22 protein-coding genes and 1 riboswitch are annotated in these 23256 nt (G+C 61.0%); of the genes, 13 read left to right on the forward strand and 9 right to left on the reverse strand.

Annotated features, from left to right (window positions below; genetic code table 11):
• Window positions 1–59 precede the first annotated feature (59 nt).
• Window positions 60–2915, reverse strand: coding sequence for a 2-oxoglutarate dehydrogenase E1 component (locus BUA36_RS01805; RefSeq protein WP_072780851.1), 2856 nt, complete (start codon window positions 2913–2915; stop codon window positions 60–62).
• 274 nt (window positions 2916–3189) lie between these two features.
• Entirely contained in the window at window positions 3190–4077 is an 888-nt protein-coding gene (locus BUA36_RS01810) for a LysR family transcriptional regulator (protein ID WP_072780853.1), read from the reverse strand.
• A gap of 101 nt (window positions 4078–4178) precedes the next feature.
• Here BUA36_RS01810 and BUA36_RS01815 point away from each other — a divergent pair, with 101 nt between their 5' ends.
• The 8 genes from BUA36_RS01815 to BUA36_RS01850 all read left to right on the forward strand — a co-directional run bounded on the left by BUA36_RS01815 (window position 4179) and on the right by BUA36_RS01850 (window position 10032).
• The gene (locus tag BUA36_RS01815) at window positions 4179–5015 is read left to right on the forward strand and encodes an MBL fold metallo-hydrolase (protein WP_072780854.1); all 837 of its coding nucleotides are present in this window, start codon (window positions 4179–4181) and stop codon (window positions 5013–5015) included.
• A gap of 80 nt (window positions 5016–5095) precedes the next feature.
• Window positions 5096–6385 carry a leucine-rich repeat-containing protein kinase family protein gene (locus BUA36_RS01820; protein ID WP_072780856.1) on the forward strand — a complete coding sequence of 430 codons (1290 nt, stop codon included), beginning with the start codon at window positions 5096–5098 and terminating at the stop codon, window positions 6383–6385.
• Window positions 6386–6403: 18 nt separating this feature from the next.
• Window positions 6404–6784 carry a BlaI/MecI/CopY family transcriptional regulator gene (locus BUA36_RS01825; protein ID WP_072780858.1) on the forward strand — a complete coding sequence of 127 codons (381 nt, stop codon included), beginning with the start codon at window positions 6404–6406 and terminating at the stop codon, window positions 6782–6784.
• Between the two features lie 36 nt (window positions 6785–6820).
• Window positions 6821–7231, forward strand: a complete 411-nt coding sequence (locus tag BUA36_RS01830; protein WP_072780859.1) for a hypothetical protein — start codon at window positions 6821–6823, stop codon at window positions 7229–7231.
• 5 nt (window positions 7232–7236) lie between these two features.
• Window positions 7237–8010 carry a hypothetical protein gene (locus tag BUA36_RS01835; RefSeq protein ID WP_139260326.1) on the forward strand — a complete coding sequence of 258 codons (774 nt, stop codon included), beginning with the start codon at window positions 7237–7239 and terminating at the stop codon, window positions 8008–8010.
• Between the two features lie 94 nt (window positions 8011–8104).
• Window positions 8105–8207, forward strand: a riboswitch (SAM-I-IV-variant riboswitch).
• Between the two features lie 40 nt (window positions 8208–8247).
• Entirely contained in the window at window positions 8248–8574 is a 327-nt protein-coding gene (locus tag BUA36_RS01840) for a hypothetical protein (protein ID WP_072780862.1), read from the forward strand.
• A gap of 53 nt (window positions 8575–8627) precedes the next feature.
• Window positions 8628–9275, forward strand: coding sequence for a glutathione S-transferase family protein (locus tag BUA36_RS01845; RefSeq protein WP_072780864.1), 648 nt, complete (start codon window positions 8628–8630; stop codon window positions 9273–9275).
• A gap of 28 nt (window positions 9276–9303) precedes the next feature.
• Window positions 9304–10032, forward strand: a complete 729-nt coding sequence (locus tag BUA36_RS01850) for a class I SAM-dependent methyltransferase (protein ID WP_072780865.1) — start codon at window positions 9304–9306, stop codon at window positions 10030–10032.
• Between the two features lie 82 nt (window positions 10033–10114).
• Here BUA36_RS01850 and gltA read toward each other — a convergent pair whose 3' ends face one another.
• The 7 genes from gltA to BUA36_RS01885 all read right to left on the reverse strand — a co-directional run bounded on the left by gltA (window position 10115) and on the right by BUA36_RS01885 (window position 16146).
• The gene (gene gltA / locus BUA36_RS01855; RefSeq protein WP_072780866.1) at window positions 10115–11416 is read right to left on the reverse strand and encodes a citrate synthase; all 1302 of its coding nucleotides are present in this window, start codon (window positions 11414–11416) and stop codon (window positions 10115–10117) included.
• A 59-nt stretch (window positions 11417–11475) separates the two neighbouring features.
• Window positions 11476–11757: an FAD assembly factor SdhE gene (locus BUA36_RS01860; RefSeq protein WP_072780867.1), complete on the reverse strand. Its 282-nt coding sequence runs from the start codon at window positions 11755–11757 to the stop codon at window positions 11476–11478.
• Between the two features lie 56 nt (window positions 11758–11813).
• The gene (locus tag BUA36_RS01865; protein WP_072780868.1) at window positions 11814–12524 is read right to left on the reverse strand and encodes a succinate dehydrogenase iron-sulfur subunit; all 711 of its coding nucleotides are present in this window, start codon (window positions 12522–12524) and stop codon (window positions 11814–11816) included.
• An 11-nt stretch (window positions 12525–12535) separates the two neighbouring features.
• Complete coding sequence (sdhA, locus tag BUA36_RS01870) at window positions 12536–14314, reverse strand: succinate dehydrogenase flavoprotein subunit (RefSeq protein ID WP_072780869.1); 1779 nt, start codon at window positions 14312–14314, stop codon at window positions 12536–12538.
• A 2-nt stretch (window positions 14315–14316) separates the two neighbouring features.
• Window positions 14317–14688, reverse strand: a complete 372-nt coding sequence (sdhD, locus tag BUA36_RS01875; protein ID WP_072780870.1) for a succinate dehydrogenase, hydrophobic membrane anchor protein — start codon at window positions 14686–14688, stop codon at window positions 14317–14319.
• 1 nt (window position 14689) lies between these two features.
• Window positions 14690–15112 (reverse strand): succinate dehydrogenase, cytochrome b556 subunit, encoded by a 423-nt coding sequence (gene sdhC / locus BUA36_RS01880; RefSeq protein ID WP_072780871.1) that lies wholly within the window; start codon window positions 15110–15112, stop codon window positions 14690–14692.
• Between the two features lie 248 nt (window positions 15113–15360).
• Complete coding sequence (locus tag BUA36_RS01885; protein ID WP_072780872.1) at window positions 15361–16146, reverse strand: GntR family transcriptional regulator; 786 nt, start codon at window positions 16144–16146, stop codon at window positions 15361–15363.
• A 236-nt stretch (window positions 16147–16382) separates the two neighbouring features.
• Between BUA36_RS01885 and BUA36_RS01890 the strand changes: the two genes are divergently transcribed.
• The 5 genes from BUA36_RS01890 to BUA36_RS01910 all read left to right on the forward strand — a co-directional run bounded on the left by BUA36_RS01890 (window position 16383) and on the right by BUA36_RS01910 (window position 23227).
• Window positions 16383–17372: a malate dehydrogenase gene (locus BUA36_RS01890; protein ID WP_072780873.1), complete on the forward strand. Its 990-nt coding sequence runs from the start codon at window positions 16383–16385 to the stop codon at window positions 17370–17372.
• A 101-nt stretch (window positions 17373–17473) separates the two neighbouring features.
• Complete coding sequence (locus tag BUA36_RS01895; protein ID WP_072780874.1) at window positions 17474–18478, forward strand: HpcH/HpaI aldolase/citrate lyase family protein; 1005 nt, start codon at window positions 17474–17476, stop codon at window positions 18476–18478.
• Complete coding sequence (locus tag BUA36_RS01900; protein ID WP_072780875.1) at window positions 18478–19002, forward strand: hypothetical protein; 525 nt, start codon at window positions 18478–18480, stop codon at window positions 19000–19002. Before BUA36_RS01895 ends, BUA36_RS01900 begins: the two co-directional genes overlap by 1 nt.
• Before the next feature lie 86 nt (window positions 19003–19088).
• Window positions 19089–21797, forward strand: coding sequence for an aconitate hydratase AcnA (gene acnA, locus BUA36_RS01905; protein WP_072780876.1), 2709 nt, complete (start codon window positions 19089–19091; stop codon window positions 21795–21797).
• Between the two features lie 167 nt (window positions 21798–21964).
• On the forward strand, window positions 21965–23227 hold the full coding sequence (locus BUA36_RS01910; protein WP_072780878.1) for a DUF2863 family protein: 1263 nt from the start codon (window positions 21965–21967) through the stop codon (window positions 23225–23227).
• Window positions 23228–23256: the final 29 nt, after the last annotated feature.

Here is a 23256-nt window from a genome sequence, read left to right on the forward strand (position 1 = left end):
TGTTTTTGCGGCACCGCCCCGCGTAGCAAGGCGGCGCTCCGTTCAATGTGTAGTGACGCTTATTTGGTGAGGATGAAGCCTTTGAGCTTCGAGAAGGCGGTTTCCAGCAGCTCTTTCTGTTGAGCGTAGTGCTTGTCGTAGTAACCGACCGCTGGCGATGCCGATGCAGGGCGACCAGCGTAAGCCAGGCGCTGGCCAGCGTCCATGCTCTCGAAGATGTTGTGCTGAATCTGGAACCATGGGCCCTGATTCTGCGGCTCGTCCTGCGCCCACACCACTTCGGTCAGGCCTGGGAACTTTTTCAGTTCGGCAGCGAAGGCCTTGTGCGGGAACGGATACAGCTGCTCAATGCGGACGATGGCGGTATCGGTCTGGCCGCGGGTTTTGCGTGCGTTGACCAAGTCGTAGTAGACCTTGCCCGAGCAGGCGATCACGCGTTTGACCTTCTTGGCGTCGATCTTCTCGTCCACCTCACCGATCACGGTCTGGAACGCGCCTTTGGCCAGGTCGGTCAGCGGCGAGCCGGCGTCCTTGTTACGCAGCAGCGATTTCGGGGTCATGATGACCAGCGGCTTGCGGAACTGGCGCACCATCTGGCGACGCAGCACGTGGAAGATCTGCGATGCGGTGGTTGGCTGCACCACTTGCATATTGTTGTCCGCGCACAGCTGCAGGAAGCGCTCTGGGCGCGCCGACGAGTGCTCTGGACCCTGGCCTTCATAGCCGTGCGGCAGCATCATGACCAGGCCCGAAGCGCGGCCCCATTTCACTTCGCCGGAGCTGATGAACTGGTCGATCACCACCTGGGCGCCGTTGACGAAGTCGCCGAACTGGGCTTCCCAGATGGTCAGGGTGTTGGGTTCAGCGGTCGAGTAGCCGTATTCAAAGCCCAGCACTGCCTCTTCCGACAGCACCGAGTCGATCACGGTAAATGGCGCCTGGCCTTCAGCGATGTTCTGCAGCGGCACGTAGGTGCCAGCATCCCAGCGTTCACGGTTCTGGTCGTGCAGCACAGCGTGACGGTGCACGAAGGTGCCGCGGCCAGCATCCTGGCCGGTCAGGCGCACTGCGTAGCCCGACGATACCAGCGACGCGAAGCCCAGGTGTTCGCCCATGCCCCAGTCCAGGTTGACTTCACCGCGGCCCATGGCAGCGCGGTCAGCCAGCACTTTTTCGACCAGCGAGTGGACTTTGAAGTTTTCCGGCACGGTGGTGATGCGGGTGGCCAGGCGTTTCAGTTCGGTCATCGGCACGGCGGTGTCGGCAGCGTCGGTCCATTTCTTGTTCAGGAACGGCAGCCAGTCAACGGCGTACTTGTTCTTGAAGTTGGAGATCACTGGATCGACGGTGTGCTTGCCGGCGTCCATCGCATCGCGGTAGGCGGTTTGCATCTGTTCGCCGCCGTCGGCCGGGATCACGTTCTGGGTAGCCAGCTTGTCAGCATACAGCTTGCGGGTGCCTGGGTGCTTGCCGATTTTCTTGTACATCAGCGGCTGGGTCAGCGCTGGCGTGTCTTGCTCGTTGTGGCCCAGTTTGCGGTAGCAGATGATGTCGACCACGATGTCCTTACCGAACTCGGTGCGGTAGTCCATGGCGATCTGCGACGCCAGCACGGTGGCTTCCGGATCATCGGCGTTCACGTGCAGCACTGGTGCTTCGATCATCTTGACGACGTCCGAGCAGTAGATGGTCGAACGGGCATCGCGCGGGTCGGAGGTGGTGAAACCGATCTGGTTGTTGATCACGATGTGCACGGTACCGCCGGTGCCGTAACCACGGGTCTGCGCCAGATTCAGGGTTTCCATGACCACGCCCTGGCCAGCGAATGCAGCGTCGCCGTGGACCAGGATAGGCAGGACCTGTTTGCCGCCATGGTCGCCACGGCGATCCATACGGGCTTTGACCGAACCTTCAACCACTGGGTTGACGATTTCCAGGTGCGACGGGTTGAACGCCAGCGACAGGTGGACCGGACCGCCAACGGTCGAGATGTCCGACGAGAAGCCCTGGTGGTATTTCACGTCGCCCGCTGGCAGGTCGTCACCGTGCTTGCCTTCGAATTCTTCGAACAGGTCTTTTGGTGCTTTGCCCAGGGTGTTGACCAGCACGTTCAGACGGCCGCGGTGGGCCATGCCGATGACGATTTCTTGCACGCCTTTTTCGCCGGCGCGCTGGATGATTTCATCGATCGAGGCGATGAAGGTTTCGCCGCCTTCCAGCGAGAAGCGCTTCTGGCCGACGTACTTGGTGTGCAGGTAGCGCTCCAGGCCTTCGGCCGCAGTCAGACGCTCCAGGATATGCTTTTTCTTTTCCGGGGTGAAGTTCGGGGTCGAGCGGATCGACTCCAGACGCTCTTGCAGCCAGCGCTTTTCGGTCGGGTCGGAGATGTACATATACTCTGCGCCGATCGAACGGGTATAGGTGTCGCGCAGGTAGTTCAGCAGGTCGCGCAGGGTCGCGGTCTCTGGGCCGAAGTAGGTGTTGCTGATGTTGAATACGGTGTCCATGTCCGCATCCGAGAAGCCGTAGAAGCTTGGCTCCAGTTCAGGAATGCTTGGACGCTCCTGACGTTGCAGCGGGTCCAGGTTGGCCCAGCGGGAGCCCAGGTAACGGTAGGCTGCGACCAGCTGAGTCACGGCAACGCGCTTGCGGCCCATTTCGGCGTCGGCGGAGGCGGTTACGGTGCGGATGGGACCTGCTTTGGCGCGCTCGGCGAAGGAGGCGATGACGGAGGCGTGGGCCACGTCGGGTTTGTTGGAACCATCGACTGCCGGGACGTGCTGCATGGCGTCGAAGTAAGCGCGCCAGTTGTCTGGGACGGAGCCTGGATTGTCGAGGTACGCTTCGTACAGTTCCTCAACGTACGGGGCGTTCCCACCAAACAGGTAGGAGTTGGACGTGTATTGTTGCATCATTCTTGCTCACCTTTCTTCGCGCTTCGCGAGGAATTAGCGGGTTAATCTAACCTTCCGCGACACGGCCTGACCGGTTAGCGGATTGCACATCAAGTTGTGGGGAAGGGCTATTTGTTTGGGTTATACCTAAAACGGGTCCTTCAGCATAGCACCGGTATTGTATCCCAACAACCATTGGCGCGACAAAATCCGGATGAATCTTTCAGCATTAATTTTAATTTAAGCCGCATGGATACTGGCCGGAAGCGTAATGTTTTCATATTTTCAACGGCGTTTACGCAGCGAACCAGTCCAGCAGAAAGTCCAGCATGGTACGCAAGGCCGGTGGCATGTGCTGGCGCGAGGTATAGATGCCATAGATCCCCATACGCTGGGGAGTGTATCCAGGGAGCAACGCCACCAGGCGCCCCTCGGCGATCAACGGGCCGGCGCTATACAGCGGTTGCAGTGCAATGCCGGCGCCCTGGCTGGCCGCCTTGAGCAGGACCAGATCCTCATCGGCGGACAGGTTGCCGCTCACCGGTACCGATAGCGCCTCGCCACTTTGCTCCCGCGTGAACTGCCACAGGCTCTTGCCAAAGTAGTTGTAAGTCAGGCAGTTATGGCCAGCCAGATCCTGCGGGTGCTGCGGCGTACCGCGCTGTTGCAGATAAGACGGCGCGGCGCAGACCACCGAGTCCGAGTGGCCCAGCTGGCGCGCGATCAGATTGGGCTCCAGCGTGTTGGTCACGCGGAGCGCCAGGTCGATGCGCTCCTCAATCAGATTGACCGCACGGTTGCTGATTTGCAAGTCCACCGAAGTCAGCGGATAGCGCCGCAGATACTGGCCTACGGCGCCCACAAGCAAGGCCTGCGCCAGCGACTGCGAGCACGTGATGCGCAACAGGCCGCGCGGTAGGTCAGCGTCACTACCGGCGGCCACTGCCATATCATCGGCCACTTCCAGCATGCGGCGGCAGCGCGCCAACGTAAGGTCGCCGGCATTGGTCAGGCTCAGGCGGCGCGTGCTGCGGTGCAACAGACGGGCGCCGGCCCATTCTTCCATCTCTGCCAGATAGCGCGTGACCATGGCGCGTGACATCTCCAGCGCCTCCGCAGCGGCAATCATGCTGCCGCGTTCGGCAATCGTGACAAATACGCGTGCGGCGCTAATCCGATCCATGATTCGTCCGTTTTAAGCAATTAACAAGCGCAGAATAGCGTATTTTTCTGTCGGAATAAGAAATTTAAGATAACGCCATTCTTACTTTTCTGGAGTGAACCATGTTCAAACAAGTGATACTGACCGCCGCCCTCGCCACCGCCATCAGCGCTCACGCCGCGCCGCTGCACCTGGACGTCTTCAATCCCGGTGAAGCTGCAATCATGCCGGTCGCCTCGGTGATCGTCAGTGGCGCCAAGGACGCCGTGCTGATTGACGCCCAGTTCTCGCGCGGCGAGGCGGTCAAGCTGGTGGAGAAGATCAAGGCCGGCGGCAAGCACCTGACCACCGTCTACATCAGCAACGACGACCCGGACTACTACTTCGGCCTGGACGTGATCCACGCCGCCTTCCCGGACGCGAAAATCGTCGCCCTGCCAGACGTCATCGCCGGCATCGAACGCAAGAAAGTCGCCAAAGTCGCCCACTGGGGTCCGATCCTGAAAGAGAACGCACCGCACGAAGTCATCGTGCCGCAGCCACTCAAAGGCAACAGCATCACGCTGGAAGGCCAGAAACTGGACATCACCCGCGAATACGTCTGGATTCCATCGATCAAGGCCGTGGTCGGCGGCGTCGATGTATTCAACGGCCTACACGTATGGACTGCCGATAGTCAGACGCCGGAATCGCGCAAGCAGTGGCTGTCGACGCTGGACCGCATCGCCGCGCTGAAGCCGGTGACCGTGGTACCGGGCCATTTCACGCCAGGCGTACCGCTGACGCCAGACAGCATCAGCTACACCCGCGACTACCTGATCAAGTTTGAAGGCGAAACGGCCAAGGCCGCCGATTCATCCGCGCTGATCGCGCGCATGCAGCAGCTGTATCCCAACGCTGGCCTGCCAGTTGCGCTGGAAATCGGCGCCAAGGTCGCCAAGGGCGAAATGAAGTGGTGAAGTGGTAATGCGCTGAGACGAGGCGGCGACAGCGGCGGTGAAGTGATACACTGCGCCGTCGTTGTTTATCCCCTCTTCCCATGCACACCCTTGAGCAGTTGCGCAGCGGCGCGCTGGCAGGCATCACGCGCCTGACCTTGCGTTGCGGCCTCACCGAATTCCCGCGCGAGATCTACGCGCTGGCCGACAGCCTGGAAATTCTCGACCTCTCCGGCAATGCCCTGGGCGCGCTGCCGGACGATCTGCACCGGCTGCACAAGCTGCGCATCATTTTCTGCTCGGACAATCTGTTTGAAGAACTGCCCGCAGTGCTGGGCAAGTGCCCGGCGCTGACCATGGTCGGCTTCAAGGCCAACCGCATCCGCCACGTGCCCGCCGCCGCCCTGCCCGCTGCGTTGCGCTGGCTGGTGCTGACCGATAACGCGATTGAAGAACTGCCTGCGGCCCTGGGCGAACGCCCGCTGCTGCAAAAGCTCATGCTGGCCGGGAATCGCCTGCGTGCGCTGCCCGCGTCCATGGCCCAGTTGCACAAGCTGGAACTGCTGCGCATCGCCAGCAACCAGTTGAACGCGCTGCCGGACTGGCTGCTGTCGCTGCCGCGCCTGACCTGGCTGGCCTATGCCGGCAATCCGCTGTGCGACCAGCTGGAAGACACACTGGTGCACACGCCGTCCGCCGCCATCCCGTGGTCCGCGCTGACGCTGCGCGACAAGCTGGGCGAAGGCGCCTCCGGCATCATCCACCGCGCCGACTGGCAGCGTGGCGCCGGCGCCGCCCAGCCAGTCGCCGTCAAGCTGTTCCGCGCCGCCATGACCAGCGACGGCTCGCCGCTCAGCGAAATGGCGGCCTGTCTCGGCGCCGGTGCGCATCCGAACCTGATCCCGGTGCTCGGCCACGTTGCAGACCATCCCGACGCCACCCACGGCCTGGTGATGGCGCTCATCGATCCCGCCTTCCACAATCTGGCCGGCCCGCCAAGCCTGGACAGCTGCACGCGCGACATCTACGCCGCCGGCAAGCGCTTCGGCCTGCCGGCGGCGCTGGCGATCGCGCGCGCCATCGCCTCCGCCGCCGCGCAACTGCACCGCCACGGCATCATGCACGGCGACCTGTACGCCCACAACATCCTGCACGACGACCACGGCCACACGCTGCTGGGCGACTTTGGCGCCGCCTCCTTCTACGACGCCGCCGGCCCGCAGGCCGACGCCATGCAGACATTGGAAGTGCGCGCCTTCGGCAAGCTGCTGGAAGAACTGCTGGACCGCTGCGACGCCGCGCCAGCCGCGCTGCGTGAACTGCAAGCCGCCTGCCAGCAAGGCCAGCCACGCTTCGCCCGCATCCAAGAACAGCTAGACAATCCATTCTAGATATTTTATTCTACATCCATGAGTACCGCTAACCTGCCCAAACCGACCGCCTCCGAACTGGAGATGCTGCGCCTGCTGTTCGCGCTCGGCCCCGCCACCGCGCGGCAAGTGCACGAAGCCGCTCTGGAAACGCGTCCAGACATGAACTACGCCACCGTGCTGCGCGTGCTGCAAGTGATGCACACCAAGGGCTTGCTGGCGCGCGATGAAAGCCAGCGCGCCCACGTCTACGCGCCGGTACAGGAGCAGGACTCCGTCCAGACCAACCTGCTCAAGGACCTGATCCAGAAAGCCTTTGCCGGCTCAGGCAAAGCGCTGGTGCTGGCCGCCCTGCGCGGCGGTCACGTCAGCAAAAAAGAACGTGAAGAAATCCAGGCCCTGCTCGACCAGGAAAAGTAGCACTACAATGGTGCTCCTTCCACTGCGCACCATCAGATGACTACTCGCTTCTCTTCCTGGCCCGAACGGGCGCATCCTGTCCTGGCTGTCATGCTGGGCGTGGCGATATGCGCCGTGCCTGTCGTGCTGCCGCACGCCGATCTGGCAAACCTGCCCGCCAATCTGTTTGCCTATACGTTCTGCTGCGTGCTCGTGTACCCGTTTGCGGCGCTGCTGCGCCACCGCATCACCAGCCTGCCGTCCATCTGGGGCATCGCCGCGCTGTTCCTGCTGGCGGCCTGCTTCTACCACACCAATATCATCGCCGAAACCGCCAGCAGCGCCTGGCCGCAGCGGCGCGATGTGACGCTGGATAAATTCCTGTACAACCTGCCTCAGCTGACGCTGGGCGTGCTGGGCTGGTGGCTGCTGGTGCTGCGCCCGGACCGCCGCCACCGGGAGTCGTGACAGCCATGCCAAAGAAACTAGCCTCACTGGACGACCACGTTCAAGATATCACCGAGTCACGCGGCCGCAGCCACGCGGGGCGATTCCAGGCCGTGCCTGAAGGAACCGAACTGGTGGGTGACGTGGTGCTCGACAGCTGCAGCGCCGTTGCCGCAGCATTTGCCGCCGACGGCTTCAAGTGGGCAAAAAGCGGACTGCGGTTTTCACGCAAGGCCGGCCCATTCACCCAGATCGTGTCGTTTCAGGCCGACAGCGCCAACACCTCCGGCCATCATGTTGCCGTTGCCATGCACGCCCAGGTGAAGTCCGCTGCGCTGGAAAAGTGGCGTCAAATAAACCATGGCGTGACGGACAGCGCCACCGTCTGGACCACGCAAGCCGGCTATCTGGGCCCGGCGCACACTTATCTGAAATGGCAGCTGGTGGATGCACACACCCGCGCCGACGAAATCCAGAGCATGATCGAGACTGTGCGCGGTATCGTGCTTCCCGCGTTCGATGCCTGCTCGTCCATGGAAAGCCTCAGCACCCATCTGCTTGCGCGTCCGGAGATCACCCGGTTTCCGGACTGGGCGCTCGACATTGCACTCTGGGTTGGCAACAAGCAGGCGGCCGAAGGCCTCATTAAAATCTTCCTGGAATCCAGATCCGACCTGGCGGCCTTCTTCTATCAGGAATATCAACGCCAGCGCCAGACGCCTGTTGTTGGCAAAGCGGCAAACCGCTACCAGGCGTTTGTGCGGCTTTGCATAGACGCCTCGCTGCAGATACCGGCGTAGCGCGCACCGGCCTATTGCCTCATCAGGAAATTTCCGCTATATTGAACACCAGTTCTTTATAGCGGATTTTGTTCGAGCTAATCTGTTGTAAATTATTTAGCATCAAGAGTCGGTTATCCGACGCCAACCTGCCTACCCGGGCAAGGTGGAAGCCTTTACGGCGATGCGGCCTATTAACGGCAACGAAGCGGGCGCACATGGTTTGCTCCGAATCGAGCCAAGCTTTCTGGAGAAACCATGACGACTCTTACCGCCCACTCCCACGACAACGTCAGCGCACTGCACAACCAGTTCCGCATGACCCACACCTTTCATCTGCTGCTGGGCGCCAGCGAACCGGTCGCCGGCCAGCTGGAATCGACCTTGAAAAGTTCACACGCGCGCGTCGACAAATGGCTTATCCTGCGTCGTGGCGGCTGTTACGAGCACAGCATTACTGTGGGCGGCATCGGCGAGGCGTCCGCGCGCGCGTTGCGCAAGGCGTTTGCCAGCCTCAACAACGAAATCAAGGTCCACGTCGAACACATGCTGCACTTTGATAGCGCCGTGTCGATTTCGCGCTAAGTCATACGTCGTCATGTCAGGATGGCGGCGTGCCATCGCACCAGGAGACCAGCATGACGATCACGATTACTGCATTTGAACGCTCGCCCGATGGCGGCAAGGGACTGGCGCGCGACACGCGCGTACGGTGGGCGCTGGAAGAAGCCGGTCTGGCCTACGAAGTACGGCCCGTGTCGTTTGCTGCGATGAAGGAGCCGGCGCATCTGCATCTCCACCCTTTTGGCCAGATCCCGACCTACGAGGAAGGCGAGCTGGCGCTGTTCGAGTCCGGCGCCATCATTTTTCACATCGCCTCGCACCATCCAGGCTTGCTGCCGGATGACACCAATGCCCGCGCCCGCGCGGTCACCTGGATTTTTGCCGCCCTCAACACCGTGGAGCCGCCGATTCTGGAAATCGTCACCGCCAAGTTCCAGGAAGGCGACAAGCCGTGGAGCAAAGAGCGTATGCCGTTGATTGCAGACCGCATCCGCCAACGTCTCAATCAGCTTTCCGCACGTCTCGGTGATGCCGACTGGCTGGATGGCGCGTTCAGCGCGGGTGACTTGATGATGGTTTCGGTGCTGCTCCGGCTAAGACCATCCGGCATCCTGGACGAATTCCCCCACCTTGCCGCCTACGTCGCCCGTGGCGAAGCCCGCCCTGCCTATCAACGCGCCTTTGCCGATCAACAGGCGTTCAACACGCGGCCGACAGCCTAGCCGCATCTGCTGTCTTCAGGAACCCATCATGTCCCAGAATATCTACGACAACCAAGCCTTCTTCGATGGCTACGCGCAACTGCCACGCTCGCAGCGAGGTCTCGATGGCGCGCCCGAATGGGCCGCAATCCAGGCCATGCTCCCGGACCTGTCAGGAAAACGGGTGATCGACCTTGGCTGCGGTTACGGCTGGTTTTGCCGCAGCGCCCGCGCCGCTGGTGCAGCGGAAGTCGTTGGCGTCGACCTGTCCGAGAAAATGCTGGCCCGTGCACGGGAGCTGACCGACGATGCCGGCATCAGCTACCGGCTCGACGACCTCGAACAGCTCGCACTGCCCGCACAAACGTTCGATCTGGTCTACAGCTCGCTAACGCTGCACTACCTGCCCGACCTCGCACCGCTGCTGGCCGCCATCCATCATGCGCTGCAGCCGGGCGGATGGCTGGTGTTCTCCACCGAACACCCGATTTACACCTGCCCGACACGCCAGGCCTGGCTCACGGATGACGAGGGCCAGCGCTCCTGGGCCGTCAACAATTATCAAAACGAAGGCCCGCGTATCAGCAACTGGCTGGCCGACGGCGTACGCAAGTACCACCGGACCTTGGGCACCACCTTGAACGCGCTCATGGCCGCCGGCTTCACACTTCGCCATGTCGAGGAATGGGGACCGGGCGCGCAGCAGATCGCGGCCACGCCGGCACTGGCGGAAGAAGCGCAGCGGCCGATGCTGGTGCTGGTCTCGGCGCAGCGTTAGCGCATCCATCAGCGATTGCTCGCCGTAAGGACGAAAAAAAACGGGCCGAAGCCCGTTTTTTTGTGCTGCATACAACCGTGGATTAACGCTTGTCCAGCGGTGGTACGTCGCGGGTGGTCGCGCCAACGAACAGCTGGCGTGGACGGCCGATTTTCTGTTCCGGGTCGGCGATCATTTCGTTCCACTGGGCGATCCAGCCGATGGTACGTGCCATCGCGAAGATGCCGGTGAACAGCGAGACCGGGATGCCCAGTGCCGACTGCACGATGCCCGAGTAGAAGTCGACGTTCGGGTACAGTTTGCGCGACACGAAGTATTCGTCGTTCAGTGCAATCTTTTCCAGCTCCATCGCCAGTTTGAACAGTGGGTCGTCTTGCAAGCCCAGTTCGTTCAGCACTTCGTAGCAGGTTTCGCGCATCAGCTTCGCACGTGGGTCGAAGTTTTTGTAGACGCGGTGACCGAAGCCCATCAGCTTGACGCCGGAGTTCTTGTCTTTGACCTGGGCGATGAAGGCCGGGATGTTCTCGACCGAGCCGATTTCTTTCAGCATGTTCAAGGCCGCTTCATTGGCGCCGCCGTGAGCAGGGCCCCACAGGCAGGCGATACCAGCAGCGATACAGGCGAACGGATTGGCGCCCGACGAACCGGCCAGACGCACGGTCGAAGTCGAAGCATTCTGTTCGTGGTCAGCGTGCAGGATCAGGATACGGTCCAGCGCGCGCACCAGCACGTCGTTGACTTTGTATTCTTCGCATGGGTTACCGAACATCATGCGCATGAAGTTGGCCGAGTACGACAGGTCGTTACGTGGGTACATGAACGGCTGGCCGATCGAGTACTTGTACGCCATGGCGACCAGGGTAGGCATCTTGGCGATCAGGCGGATGGCCGAGATTTCACGCTGCTTGGCATCGTTGATGTCCAGCGAGTCGTGGTAGAACGAGGCCAGCGCGCCAACGGTACCGACCAGCACCGACATCGGGTGCGCGTCGCGGCGGAAGCCGCGGAAGAAGAATTGCATCTGCTCGTGCACCATGGTGTGCTTGCCGACGGTCTCGACGAATTCTTTTTTCTGCGCCGCGTTTGGCAGTTCGCCATTCAGCAGCAGGTAGCACGATTCCATGAAATCGGCGTTCACGGCCAGCTGTTCGATTGGGTAGCCGCGGTATTGCAGTTCGCCTTTGTCGCCGTCGATGTAGGTGATCGACGAGTTGCACGCTGCGGTCGACATAAAGCCTGGATCGTAGGTGAACTTGCCGGTCGCGCCGTACAGCTTACGGATGTCGACGACGTCAGGACCAACGGTGCCTTTGTAGATCGGGAATTCGACCGATGGGCTGCCATCGGAGAACGACAGAGTGGCTTTGTTATCAGAGATATTCATGGACTCTTCCTTCTTGGAGAGATGATGCGAGTAAAAAAAGCAAAAATTCTGGGTGTGTCTTACGCTAGGCGCAAGCGCTGCAGCAACGCGTGAACGTGCGGCAGATCGACGTCGCCTTCCGGCTCTTTACGGGCCAGTACCAGATCCATCAGGGCATTGTCCGACAAGTCGAGGAGCCGCGTGAACGCGTCCACTTCGTCGTCGGTCAATTCGGTTTCATGCGCATCGAGAAAACGGGTGAGGATGATGTCGTTTTCCAGCAGACCCCGGCGGGAGCGCCAGCGCAGGCGGGCGCGGTTGGCTGGGTCGGACTGATGCGCAGAGTGATTTGTTTCAGTCATAGTCATGCTACTTTACACAAAAACGGGCGGCGCAGTCGCCACCGCCCGTGTGCGCCTTAGATTGCGCGACGGACCATCAATTCCTTGATCTTGCCGATCGCCTTGTTCGGGTTCAGACCCTTAGGGCAGACATCGACGCAGTTCATGATCGAGTGGCAGCGGAACAGGCGGTACGGATCTTCCAGGTTGTCCAGACGCTGGCCGGTGGCTTCGTCGCGCGAGTCGGCGATGAAGCGGTAGGCTTGCAGCAGGCCGGCAGGACCGACGAACTTGTCCGGATTCCACCAGAACGACGGGCACGAGGTCGAGCAGCACGCGCACAGGATGCACTCGTACAGGCCGTCCAGCTCTTCGCGTTCTGCTGGCGATTGCAGGCGTTCTTTTTCAGGACGGATCGAATCGTTGATCAGGTAAGGCTTGATCGAATCGTACTGCTTGAAGAACTGGGTCATGTCGACGATCAGGTCGCGGATCACCGGCAGGCCTGGCAGCGGACGCAGCACGATAGGCTCGGTCAGCTCGTTCAGGTTGGTGGTGCAGGCCAGACCGTTCTTGCCGTTGATGTTCATGGCGTCCGAACCGCACACGCCTTCGCGGCACGAGCGGCGCAGGGCCAGCGAGTCATCGACGTCGGACTTGATGCGCTGCAGGGCATCGAGCAGCATCTTGTCGGTGTCTTTCAGCTCGACAGTGACGTCCTGCATGTACGGCTTGGCGTCCTGGTCCGGATCGTAACGGTAAATCTTGAGTTTGAGAGTGCGTGCCATGTTATATAGCCTTAGAAAGTACGTGGTTTCGGTTTGAAGGTATCAACCGTCAGCGGCTTGGTAACGACTGCCTTGTAATCCAGGCGGTTGCCTTCCGAGTACCACAGCGTGTGCTTCATCCAGTTGTCGTCGTCGCGGTGCGGGTAGTCATCGTGGGCGTGGGCGCCGCGCGATTCCTTACGCGCTGCAGCCGACACGATGGTGGCTTTCGCGGTTTCGATCAGGTTGTCCAGTTCCAGCGCTTCCACGCGGGCGGTGTTGAACACTTTCGACTTGTCCTTGAACGAGACGTGCTTGCGGCGCTCGTCCAGCTTCATGATCTCTTCGACGCCTTTTTGCAGCATGTCGTCGGTACGGAACACGCCGCAGTACTTCTGCATCGAAGCGCGGATGTCGTTGGCGACGCCCTGCACTTTTTCGCCGCCGGTCGAGGTTTCCAGCTTGTTCAGACGGTTCAGCGCGAAGTCGGCCGCGTCTTTCGGCAGCGGCTTGTTTTCCTTCTGCTTCAGGTTCGATGCCACCACGTGGTTGCCGGCTGCGCGGCCGAACACCACCAGGTCCAGCAGCGAGTTGGTGCCCAGGCGGTTGGCGCCGTGCACCGAGACGCAGGCGCATTCGCCGATTGCGTACAGGCCGTTGACCACTTTCTGGGTGCCGTCGCCGTTCGGCGTGACCACTTGACCGTGGATATTGGTCGGGATACCGCCCATCTGGTAGTGGATGGTTGGTACGACCGGGATTGGTTCCTTGGTCGCATCGACGTTGGCGAACTTGTGGCCGATTTCCAGAATCGACGGCAGACGCTTCTCGATGGTGTCCTTGCCGATGTGGCGCAGGTCCAGCATGACGTGGTCTTTGTTCGGACCGCAGCCGCGGCCTTCCTTGATCTCCTGGTCCATCGAGCGGGACACGAAGTCGCGCGGCGCCAGGTCTTTCAGCGTCGGCGCATAACGCTCCATGAAGCGCTCGCCTTCCGAGTTGATCAGGATACCGCCTTCACCGCGTACACCTTCGGTGATCAGCACGCCCGCGCCGGCCACGCCGGTCGGGTGGAACTGCCAGAATTCCATGTCTTGCAGCGGCAGGCCGGCGCGTGCCGCCATGCCCATGCCGTCGCCGGTGTTGATGAAGGCATTGGTCGAGGCAGCGAAGATACGGCCAGCGCCACCGGTAGCGAAGATGGTGGTTTTCGCTTCCAGCATCATGACTTCGCCGGTTTCCATTTCCAGTGCCACCACGCCCACCACGTCGCCGTCGGCGTCGCGGATCAGGTCCAGCGCCATCCACTCCACGAAGAAGTGGGTACGGGCGCGCACATTCCGTTGATAGAGCGTATGGAGCAGCGCGTGGCCGGTACGGTCGGCTGCGGCGCAAGCGCGCTGCACAGCCTTCTCACCGAAGTTGGCAGTGTGGCCGCCGAACGGACGCTGGTAGATGGTGCCATCCGGATTACGGTCGAACGGCATGCCGAAGTGTTCCAGCTCGTACACGACCTTCGGTGCTTCGCGGCACATGAATTCGATCGCATCCTGGTCGCCCAGGTAGTCGCCACCTTTGACGGTGTCGAACATATGCCAGAACCAGTTGTCTTCGGCCATATTGCCCAGCGAGGCGCCGATGCCGCCCTGCGCTGCCACGGTGTGGGAACGGGTCGGGAACACTTTCGACAGCACGGCCACGTTCAGGCCGGCTTCGGCCAGTTGCAGCGATGCGCGCATGCCGGAGCCGCCGGCGCCGACGATTACCGCGTCAAAGCGGCGGGTAGGGATTGCAGATTTAATAGCTGCCACGATTACACACTCCAGATAATTTGAATCGACCAGACGGCGCAGCCGATCAGCCAGGCCATGGTGGCGATTTGCAGGGTGAGGCGGAGGCCAACGGCTTTCACGTAGTCCATCCAGACGTCACGCATGCCTACCCAGGCGTGGTAGAACAGGCCGATCAGGGTCACGGCCGTGACCAGTTTGAACCACTGCTGGGCGAACAGGCCGGCCCAGCCTTCATAGGTAAAGTTCTGGCCGGTCAGGAAGGCCAGGACCAGGGTGGCGGTGTACAGCACCATGATGACTGCGGTGACGCGTTGCGCCAGCCAGTCGCGCATGCCGTAGGACGCGCCAACCACGCGGCGCTTAGGGCCGATACCGTTATCGTTGATGGACATTTCAGAATACTCCAAACAGTTTCAGGGCGATCAGTGCGGTCAGCACCAGGCTGATAACCAGCACCGTGGCGGACGACTTGCGCGCCGAATGCTTATCCAGACCGATGTGCAGGTCCATCACCAGGTGACGGATGCCGGCGCACATATGGTGCAGGAAGCTCCACGACAGACCCAGGATGATCACTTTGACCAGCGGGTAGGTGACGAAACCTTCGTAGTACGCGAAAGAGATCTCGGAGCGCAGGCTGTTCTGCAAGAGATAGAGCACGAATGGCAGCAGCACGAACATGCCGACACCGGAAATACGGTGCAGGATCGACACGGTGGCAGCCAATGGCATGCGGTAGTTGGACAGCTCGGTAACATGAATGTTACGGAACTCCGGCCGTTCTTTTTTAGGGGCTTCCCTTACGGCTTCTGACATAACAAGACCTCCTCAGGCTTATACAAAAATTTGGTGAGACTGCGATTTTCGCCGATTTCCACTCTTATAACCAATATCTATTGTTACACATAACAAAAATAGTGGTTGGCAACATCGGCCCCGGCTACCTTTCCGTAGCTCAACGTATTATCAGCGCAACAATGCTACGGGCGTGTGACCACGCCTCTTTCTGCGCTGCGTCTCCTTCAATTCAACGTGCTTAATTCAACGCGCTTAGTTCAACTCGCTTAGTTCAACTCGTTATGATAGTGATGACTTTCAGTCAGATACAAGCCGCGGCGCAGCTCAACCGGCTTGTCGCCGTACGTAAACGAGACCCGCTCCGACGCCAGCAAGGGCGTGTTGGCGGCAATATGCAGTAGCGCCGCGTCGCCATCGGAGGCACACACTGCGCGGATTTTTTCGGTGGCACGTATCATGCGCGTGCCGAATTCGGATTCAAACAGGCCATACATCGGCCCCTTGTATTCTTCCAGGCGCTCGGCGGTCAGGCCCTTGAAGGTCAATCCCGGCAGCCACAGCTCTTCGACAATGGTCGGCACCGCGTCAAACGACTGCACGCGCTTGATGAAGATGACGGCATCGCCGGACTTCAGGTCCAGCAGGCGCGCCACATCAGCCGGCGCGCGGGTGCGCTTGACTTCAATGAACTTGCTCTCGGGGTAGTGCGGCACGCCTTCGTCGGGCATCAGCCGCAGGAAGCGGAAATGGGCGCGCGCCTCATGGTGGGTCGACACGAACGTGCCCTTGCCCTGCTTGCGCATCACCAGGTTCTCGGCAGCCAGCTCGTCAATCGCCTTGCGGACGGTGCCCTGGCTGACCTTGAAACGGTTGGCCAGTTCGACTTCGCTGGGGATCAGTTCGCCCGGTTTCCATTCGCCGGACTGCAGACTCTGGGTGATCAGGGCCTTGATTTGCTGGTACAAAGGGGAGAAAGTTGGGGACGAGCCACCCGCACCACCGGCGCTGGCAGCGGTGGGATTATTATTCGGATTGGGGGGCGCGGAACTCATAGGCCAAGATTTCACCACAAATACACAGTGCCGTCCAGAAAAAACAGTACAAACTTATCTGTCTTATATAAGACATAAGATAGGATTGACAGATAGTGGTGGCAGGCCTACACTCCCGAGCCAACGCTTATCGAACATAATTATAAGCGTTGAATTTTGCAGTATGATTACGGTTTCCCGGACCGGCCGCCGGTCCAGCTTCAAGAACGTTTTACTTCCCACTTTGGAGATTCATCATGGCTAAAACCCCAATGCGTGTTGCTGTTACCGGCGCCGCCGGCCAAATCGGTTACGCACTGCTGTTCCGCATCGCCAACGGCGACATGCTGGGCAAAGATCAACCAGTCATCCTGCAACTGCTGGAAATCGCCGATGAGAAAGCACAGAAGGCGCTGAAGGGCGTGATGATGGAAATCGACGATTGCGCGTTCCCGCTGCTGACCGAGATGACCGCCCACTCCGACCCGATGACCGCCTTCAAGGATGTTGACGTTGCCGTGCTGGTAGGCGCCCGTCCACGCGGCCCAGGCATGGAGCGTAAAGACCTGCTGGAAGCCAACGCCCAGATCTTCACCGTACAAGGCAAGGCACTGGATGCCGTCGCTTCGCGCAACGTCAAAGTCCTGGTGGTCGGCAACCCAGCCAACACCAACGCCTACATCGCCATGAAATCGGCGCCATCGCTGCCAGCCAAGAACTTCACCGCCATGCTGCGTCTGGACCACAACCGCGCGCTGTCGCAAGTGGCTGCCAAAACCGGCACCCAGGTGAAAGACATCGAAAAGCTGACCGTCTGGGGCAACCACTCGCCTACCATGTACGCTGACTACCGCTTCGCCACCGTCAACGGCAAATCGGTGAAAGAGCTGATCAACGACCAGGAATGGAACGCCAACACCTTCCTGCCGACCGTCGGCAAACGCGGCGCAGCGATCATCGAAGCGCGCGGCCTGTCGTCGGCTGCTTCGGCTGCCAACGCTGCCATCGACCACGTACGCGACTGGGTACTGGGCACCAACGGCAAGTGGACCACCATGGGCGTTCCTTCGGATGGTTCGTACGGCATCCCTGAAGGCACCATGTTCGGCTTCCCGGTCACCACCGAAAACGGCGAATACACCATCGTTCAAGGCCTGGAAATCGATGCCTTCTCGCAAGAGCGCATCAACCTGACCCTGAAAGAACTGACCGAAGAGCGCGAAGGCGTCAAGCACCTGCTGCCATAATCTTCGTTCCGTCAGTGGAACCGGTCAAAGCACCGATCCGCCGTACCCGCCGCGCTGCCGAGAGCAGCGCGGCGGTTGTTTCACCCTCTGACCAGTCACGCATGCACCCATCCGAGGTTTTATTCCAGGGCAATCTCCAGCCGACGCTGCTACCGGCTTGCGACCACTACGCCGGCTCCGAAAAGCTGATGCGCAAATCGATGGCCTTGCAACAAGAACTTGGTCCCCTGTTCGACATCACCCTCGATTGCGAAGACGGCGCCAGCGCCGGCAACGAGGAGGCGCATGCCCGCCTCATCGTCGAACTGCTCAATTCCGACGACAACAAATTCAACCGCATCGGCGCCCGCGTGCACGATGTTGCCAGCCCGTGGTTTGCCAGGGATGTGGAAATCATCTGCGCCGCCGCCCAGCGCCTGGCCTACATCGCCCTGCCCAAGGTTAACAGCGTGGACGAGGTGGCGCGCGCCATCAAGCTGATTCATACCCATGCCGCCAGGGCCGGCCGCAAGGACCTGCCGGTCCACGTGCTGATTGAAACCCACGGCGCCCTGCGCGACGCCTACGCGATTGCCGCCCTGCCCCAGGTGGAGTGCCTGTCGTTCGGCATCATGGATTTCGTCTCCTCGCACTATGGCGCCATCCCGGGCAGCGCAATGCGTACGCCGGGCCAGTTCACGCACCCGCTGGTGGTGCGCGCCAAGCTGGAAATCGCCGCCGCCTGCCACGCGCACGGCAAGGTGCCGTCGCATAACGTCACCACCGAGATCAAGGACACCGCGGTGGCCGCCAACGATGCCCAGCGCGCCGCCGCCGAATTCGGCTACACGCGCATGTGGAGCATCCATCCCAACCAGATCAAACCCATCATCAAGACCTTTACGCCGCGCCTGTCCGAGGTCGGCGAGGCCGCGGCCATCCTGCATGAAGCAGCCGCCGCGCAATGGGGGCCGATTTCCCAGCATGGCCGCTTGCATGACCGCGCCAGCTACAGATACTATTGGACCGTTTTACAGCGCGCCAGACTGGCCGGGCTGACCTTGCCCGAATCCGTGGCCCCGCTGTTCAACGGCACCTCCACCGCACACCCACAGGAAGCAAACTGATGTCGATCTCCAAATTATTCATGGCCTGCAGCCTCGCGCTGGCCTCGCTGACCATGGCCGCCACCGCCCACGCGGAAGGCGACGCCCCAGCCAAGAAAACCGTCAAGAAAGCGGCAGCCAAGAGCACCAAGAAAGCCGCTGCCGCCAAAACCGCCGAGGCCAAAGCGCCGGACGAAGAAGCCGACGAACCTGCCATTACCGACTCCTCCGTGGTCGATTTCGACTGCGAACTGGGCAACAAGATCACCATTTATCAGAATGCCAGCGACGAATCGCACATCGCGCTGCGCTGGAAGAAGCGCCTGCACCGCCTGACGCGCGTGGGCACCACCACCGGCGCCAACCGCTTTGAAAACAAGCTGTATGGCCTGATCTGGATCGGCATTCCCGCCAAAGGCATGCTGCTGGACTCCAAACAAAACCGCCAGCTGGCCAATGAATGCCGCAACGCTGAGCAGCTGAAGCCGGCCCCGGCCGCCACGGCGGCCAATGAGCCGACCAGCGCCAAGATCACGATTCAATAAACGCAGTGCCGATAGCGGCGCGCCGGCACGGGCGCCAGCGCTTACGCTTCTTTAATAATAGACAATACTCACCCGAAGGAGAGGTCATGTCCCACAACACGCTTAACACGCTGAAGGAATTCAATATCTCGGGCAAGAAAGCGAAGTTCTATTCGCTGCCAGCCCTGGAAAAGAGCCTGGGCGTCAAAATCTCCCGCCTGCCGGTCTCGATCCGCGTGGTGCTGGAGTCCGTTCTGCGTAACGTCGACGGCAAGAAAGTCACCGAAGAACACGTCAAGCAAGTCGCCAACTGGTCCGCGACCGGTGAGCGTACCGACGAGATCCCGTTCGTCGTCGCCCGCGTTGTACTGCAAGACTTCACCGGCGTACCGCTGCTGGCCGACCTGGCCGCGATGCGTAACGTCGCCTACAAAATGGGCGTGAACGCCAAGAAAATCGAGCCACTGGTGCCAGTCGATCTGGTGGTTGACCACTCGGTCACCATCGACCACTTCCGCGAGCCGAAAGCGCTGGACCTGAACATGAAGCTGGAATTCTCGCGCAACAACGAGCGCTACCAGTTCATGAAATGGGGCATGCAAGCCTTCGACACCTTCGGCGTGGTGCCACCAGGCTTCGGCATCGTCCACCAGGTCAACCTGGAATACCTGGCACGCGGCGTCCACAAGGACGCCAACGGCGTGTACTACCCGGATTCGCTGGTCGGCACCGACTCGCACACCACCATGATCAACGGCATCGGCGTGGTCGGCTGGGGCGTGGGCGGCATCGAGGCGGAAGCCGGCATGCTGGGCCAGCCAGTCTACTTCCTGACCCCGGACGTGATCGGCGTTAACCTGACCGGCGTGCTGCGCGAAGGCTGCACCGCGACCGACCTGGTACTGACCATCACCGAGATGCTGCGTAAAGCCAAGGTCGTGGGCAAATTCGTCGAGTTCTTCGGCGAAGGCACCCAGACCCTGTCCGTGACCGACCGCGCCACCATCGCCAACATGGCGCCGGAATACGGCGCCACCATGGGCTTCTTCCCGGTGGACGATGCCACCATCGAGTACTTCGAAGGCACCGGCCGCACCAAGGAAGAAATCGCCGCGTTTGCCGCCTACTTCAAGGCGCAAGGCATGTATGGCGTCGCCAAGGCTGGCGAACTGGACTTCACCCGCGAACTGCAGCTGGACCTGTCGACCGTGACGCCATCGCTGGCCGGTCCTAAACGTCCGCAAGACCGTATCGAAATCGGCAATGTGAAGAACAACTTCATCGAACTGTTCTCGAAACCGACCTCGGACAACGGCTTCAACAAAAAAGCGGAAGACCTGAGCCAGACCTACACCACCACCAATGGCGTGCACGTGAAAAACGGCGACGTGCTGATCGCCGCGATCACCTCGTGCACCAACACCTCGAACCCGAGCGTGCTGCTGGCCGCCGGCCTGCTGGCCAAGAAAGCCGTGGAAGCCGGCCTGACCGTGGCGCCGCATATCAAGACCTCGCTGGCCCCTGGCTCGCGCGTGGTGACCGAGTACCTGACCGCTGCCGGCCTGCTGCCTTACCTGGAAAAACTGGGCTTCGGCGTCACCGCTTACGGCTGCACCACCTGCATCGGCAACGCTGGTGACCTGACCCCGGAACTGAACGCGACCATCACCTCGAACGACATCGTGGCGTCGGCTGTGCTGTCGGGTAACCGTAACTTTGAAGCGCGTATCCACCCGAACATCCGTTCGAACTTCCTGGCTTCGCCACCGCTGGTGGTCGCTTACGCGATTGCCGGCAACATGACGGTTGACCTGATGACCCAGCCAGTTGGCAAGGGCAAGGACGGCAAGGACGTGTACCTGGGCGACATCTGGCCGACCTCGCAAGAGATCGCCAAGCTCATGAAGTTTGCGATGAACTCGAAAGTGTTCAAGTCGAACTACGCCGACGTCAAGGGCAACCCAGGCAAGCTGTGGGAAAACGTATCGTCGACCGAAGGCCAGGTCTACAACTGGCCAGCCTCGACCTACATCGCCGAACCACCGTTCTTCGATGGCTTCGAGATGACCCCGAAAGAGACCGATCCCAACATCACCGGCGCGCGCGCGCTGGGCGTGTTTGGCGACTCGATCACCACCGACCACATCTCGCCAGCCGGCTCGATCAAGGAAGACGGCCCGGCCGGTAAATGGCTCAAGGAAAACGGCGTGCAGAAAGCCGATTTCAACTCCTACGGCTCGCGCCGCGGCAACCACGAGATCATGATGCGCGGTACGTTTGCCAACGTGCGTATCAAGAACAAGATGATCCCGCCAAAAGCCGACGGTTCCGCAGTCGAAGGCGGCATCACCATTCACCAGCCATCGGGCGAACAGCTGTCGATCTACGACGCCGCCATGAAATATGTGGCAGCCGGCACCCCGACCATGGTGTTCGGCGGTGAAGAGTACGGCACCGGCTCGTCGCGCGACTGGGCGGCCAAGGGCACCCAGCTGCTGGGCGTGAAAGCCGTGATCGTGCGCTCGTTTGAACGCATCCACCGCTCCAACCTGGTCGGCATGGGCGTGCTGCCGCTGCAATTCATCGGCAACGACTCGGTCGAATCGCTGAACATCACCGGCAAGGAAACCTACGACCTGAAAGGCCTGGACGGCGAGATCAAGCCGCAACAGCTGGCGACCCTGGTCATCAACCGTGCAGACGGTTCAAGCCAGGAAGTCAAAGTGCTGCTGCGTATCGATACCCCGATCGAAGTGGACTACTACAAGCACGGCGGTATCCTGCCATTCGTGCTGCGTCAGCTGCTGGCTGCTTAATCTTCCAGCAGACAAGGCGCCCCGTGTGCTGCGACGGCCCAGGCCGCCGCACGCTCACGGGGCGTTTTTTTATGCACGTTTGCCGAATCAACTACAATAGGGTCCATAAGGGTTATCATCTGCATGACTGATCCGTTCTATTCACTTTTAATGAGACTCTTTGCGCGATGCGTCGTTTAAAAAAAGCTTCATCCCAAAAATTGTCTGCCGAGAGCCAGCGCCTCGCCACCTACGCCCAGGCTGTCGGGCAGGCGGCCAGCCGTATCGAAGAGCGGGCCTGGGAACACTCTCTCGATGCACAGCTCCAGAAACTCCTGAAGACCGGCCACCAGGAAACCGTTGATGCCACCCTCAACGCGCTGTTCAAGGAAGACCTGAACGCGTATGACGTGCTGATGGACAGCGTGGAAGCGGTCAGCGAATCGGGCACCTTCTCGATCGACACCGCCGACGGCGTCAGCAAGCCGTTTGACGTGCTGCTGGTGGCCGCGCCTCTGCTGGCCTGGACCCGCTTCGCGATTGCCTCCGGCGCGATCCCGGCGGACATCCTGCAAACGCTGTCGGCGCACTTCTCCGCCCACCTGCTGGCCGACGGCACGCAGATGGCGATGTCGCCTACCCTGTTCTCGATCGACCAGCTGCCGCGCAGCCACGTTGAAACCTATGGCAAGGTGCACAAGCTGGCGCAGGCCGCCGTCAAAGGCACGGTACTGAAGGCGGATACCAAAGTCCCTGAAACGGCGCCGTTCCTGGCCGACACGCGCTATCTGCTGGCGGCCGTGGTGGCGCCAGCGGGCGCACCGCTGTTCCGCTGGCAGATGCCCGAACACCAGGCCAGCTTTGCCGCCGAGCGCAGCGCCGCGCTGGAGCAATGGCGCTTACAGGCAACGCCGACCGTCAACCGCCTGCTGCCGGGCTGCGGTGTCGAGCTGCTGCTGCCGGAAGCGTATTACATGGCCTGCCGCGAGGCGGACAAGCTGATCCGCCCGGTATCGATCCGCGCTGCGGTGCACTACCTGACGCACACCTTGTCGGTCGAGCCATCCGAACTGCGCGCCGTGATCGCCGGCTTTGGCGAGGAAAGCGCCGACGGCCAGATCGATGAATACCGCGTGGCCTTCACGCAGCGTTCGTCGTCCGATGTGATCTACGGCGTGGTGTGGCCGTTGTACGGCCAGGAAGACGAGGAAGGCATGCCGCCCGAAGGCCCTGGCGCGCTCAGCGCGGTGCAAAAGCCGATGACGCCGGTGGAAGACATCATTTCCCACCTGAACGCGGCTGGCGTCACGCAGGTGAAAAAGCATAGCGAACGCTATGTGGTGGAGTTCTGCGATGACTGCGGTGCGCCCCTGTTTGCCGACCCGGTCGGTGAACTGGCGCATGCCGAAATGCCGGAAGATACACCGGCCGGCACGGAACACTTCCACTAAAACAAAAGCCCCTGATCTTCAGGGGCTTT

The organism is Duganella sacchari (assembly GCF_900143065.1).
Lineage (GTDB): Bacteria > Pseudomonadota > Gammaproteobacteria > Burkholderiales > Burkholderiaceae_D > Rugamonas > Rugamonas sacchari.

Bases quoted from the DNA above. Each gene is read 5' to 3' on its own strand.
- BUA36_RS01805 (WP_072780851.1), bottom strand. From the start codon at position 2,915: ATGATGCAACAATACACGTCCAACTCCTACCTGTTTGGTGGGAACGCC.
- BUA36_RS01810 (WP_072780853.1), bottom strand. From the start codon at position 4,077: ATGGATCGGATTAGCGCCGCACGCGTATTTGTCACGATTGCCGAACGC.
- BUA36_RS01815 (WP_072780854.1), top strand. From the start codon at position 4,179: ATGTTCAAACAAGTGATACTGACCGCCGCCCTCGCCACCGCCATCAGC.
- BUA36_RS01820 (WP_072780856.1), top strand. From the start codon at position 5,096: ATGCACACCCTTGAGCAGTTGCGCAGCGGCGCGCTGGCAGGCATCACG.
- BUA36_RS01825 (WP_072780858.1), top strand. From the start codon at position 6,404: ATGAGTACCGCTAACCTGCCCAAACCGACCGCCTCCGAACTGGAGATG.
- BUA36_RS01830 (WP_072780859.1), top strand. From the start codon at position 6,821: ATGACTACTCGCTTCTCTTCCTGGCCCGAACGGGCGCATCCTGTCCTG.
- BUA36_RS01835 (WP_139260326.1), top strand. From the start codon at position 7,237: ATGCCAAAGAAACTAGCCTCACTGGACGACCACGTTCAAGATATCACC.
- BUA36_RS01840 (WP_072780862.1), top strand. From the start codon at position 8,248: ATGACGACTCTTACCGCCCACTCCCACGACAACGTCAGCGCACTGCAC.
- BUA36_RS01845 (WP_072780864.1), top strand. From the start codon at position 8,628: ATGACGATCACGATTACTGCATTTGAACGCTCGCCCGATGGCGGCAAG.
- BUA36_RS01850 (WP_072780865.1), top strand. From the start codon at position 9,304: ATGTCCCAGAATATCTACGACAACCAAGCCTTCTTCGATGGCTACGCG.
- gltA (WP_072780866.1), bottom strand. From the start codon at position 11,416: ATGAATATCTCTGATAACAAAGCCACTCTGTCGTTCTCCGATGGCAGC.
- BUA36_RS01860 (WP_072780867.1), bottom strand. From the start codon at position 11,757: ATGACTGAAACAAATCACTCTGCGCATCAGTCCGACCCAGCCAACCGC.
- BUA36_RS01865 (WP_072780868.1), bottom strand. From the start codon at position 12,524: ATGGCACGCACTCTCAAACTCAAGATTTACCGTTACGATCCGGACCAG.
- sdhD (WP_072780870.1), bottom strand. From the start codon at position 14,688: ATGTCCATCAACGATAACGGTATCGGCCCTAAGCGCCGCGTGGTTGGC.
- sdhC (WP_072780871.1), bottom strand. From the start codon at position 15,112: ATGTCAGAAGCCGTAAGGGAAGCCCCTAAAAAAGAACGGCCGGAGTTC.
- BUA36_RS01885 (WP_072780872.1), bottom strand. From the start codon at position 16,146: ATGAGTTCCGCGCCCCCCAATCCGAATAATAATCCCACCGCTGCCAGC.
- BUA36_RS01890 (WP_072780873.1), top strand. From the start codon at position 16,383: ATGGCTAAAACCCCAATGCGTGTTGCTGTTACCGGCGCCGCCGGCCAA.
- BUA36_RS01895 (WP_072780874.1), top strand. From the start codon at position 17,474: ATGCACCCATCCGAGGTTTTATTCCAGGGCAATCTCCAGCCGACGCTG.
- BUA36_RS01900 (WP_072780875.1), top strand. From the start codon at position 18,478: ATGTCGATCTCCAAATTATTCATGGCCTGCAGCCTCGCGCTGGCCTCG.
- acnA (WP_072780876.1), top strand. From the start codon at position 19,089: ATGTCCCACAACACGCTTAACACGCTGAAGGAATTCAATATCTCGGGC.
- BUA36_RS01910 (WP_072780878.1), top strand. From the start codon at position 21,965: ATGCGTCGTTTAAAAAAAGCTTCATCCCAAAAATTGTCTGCCGAGAGC.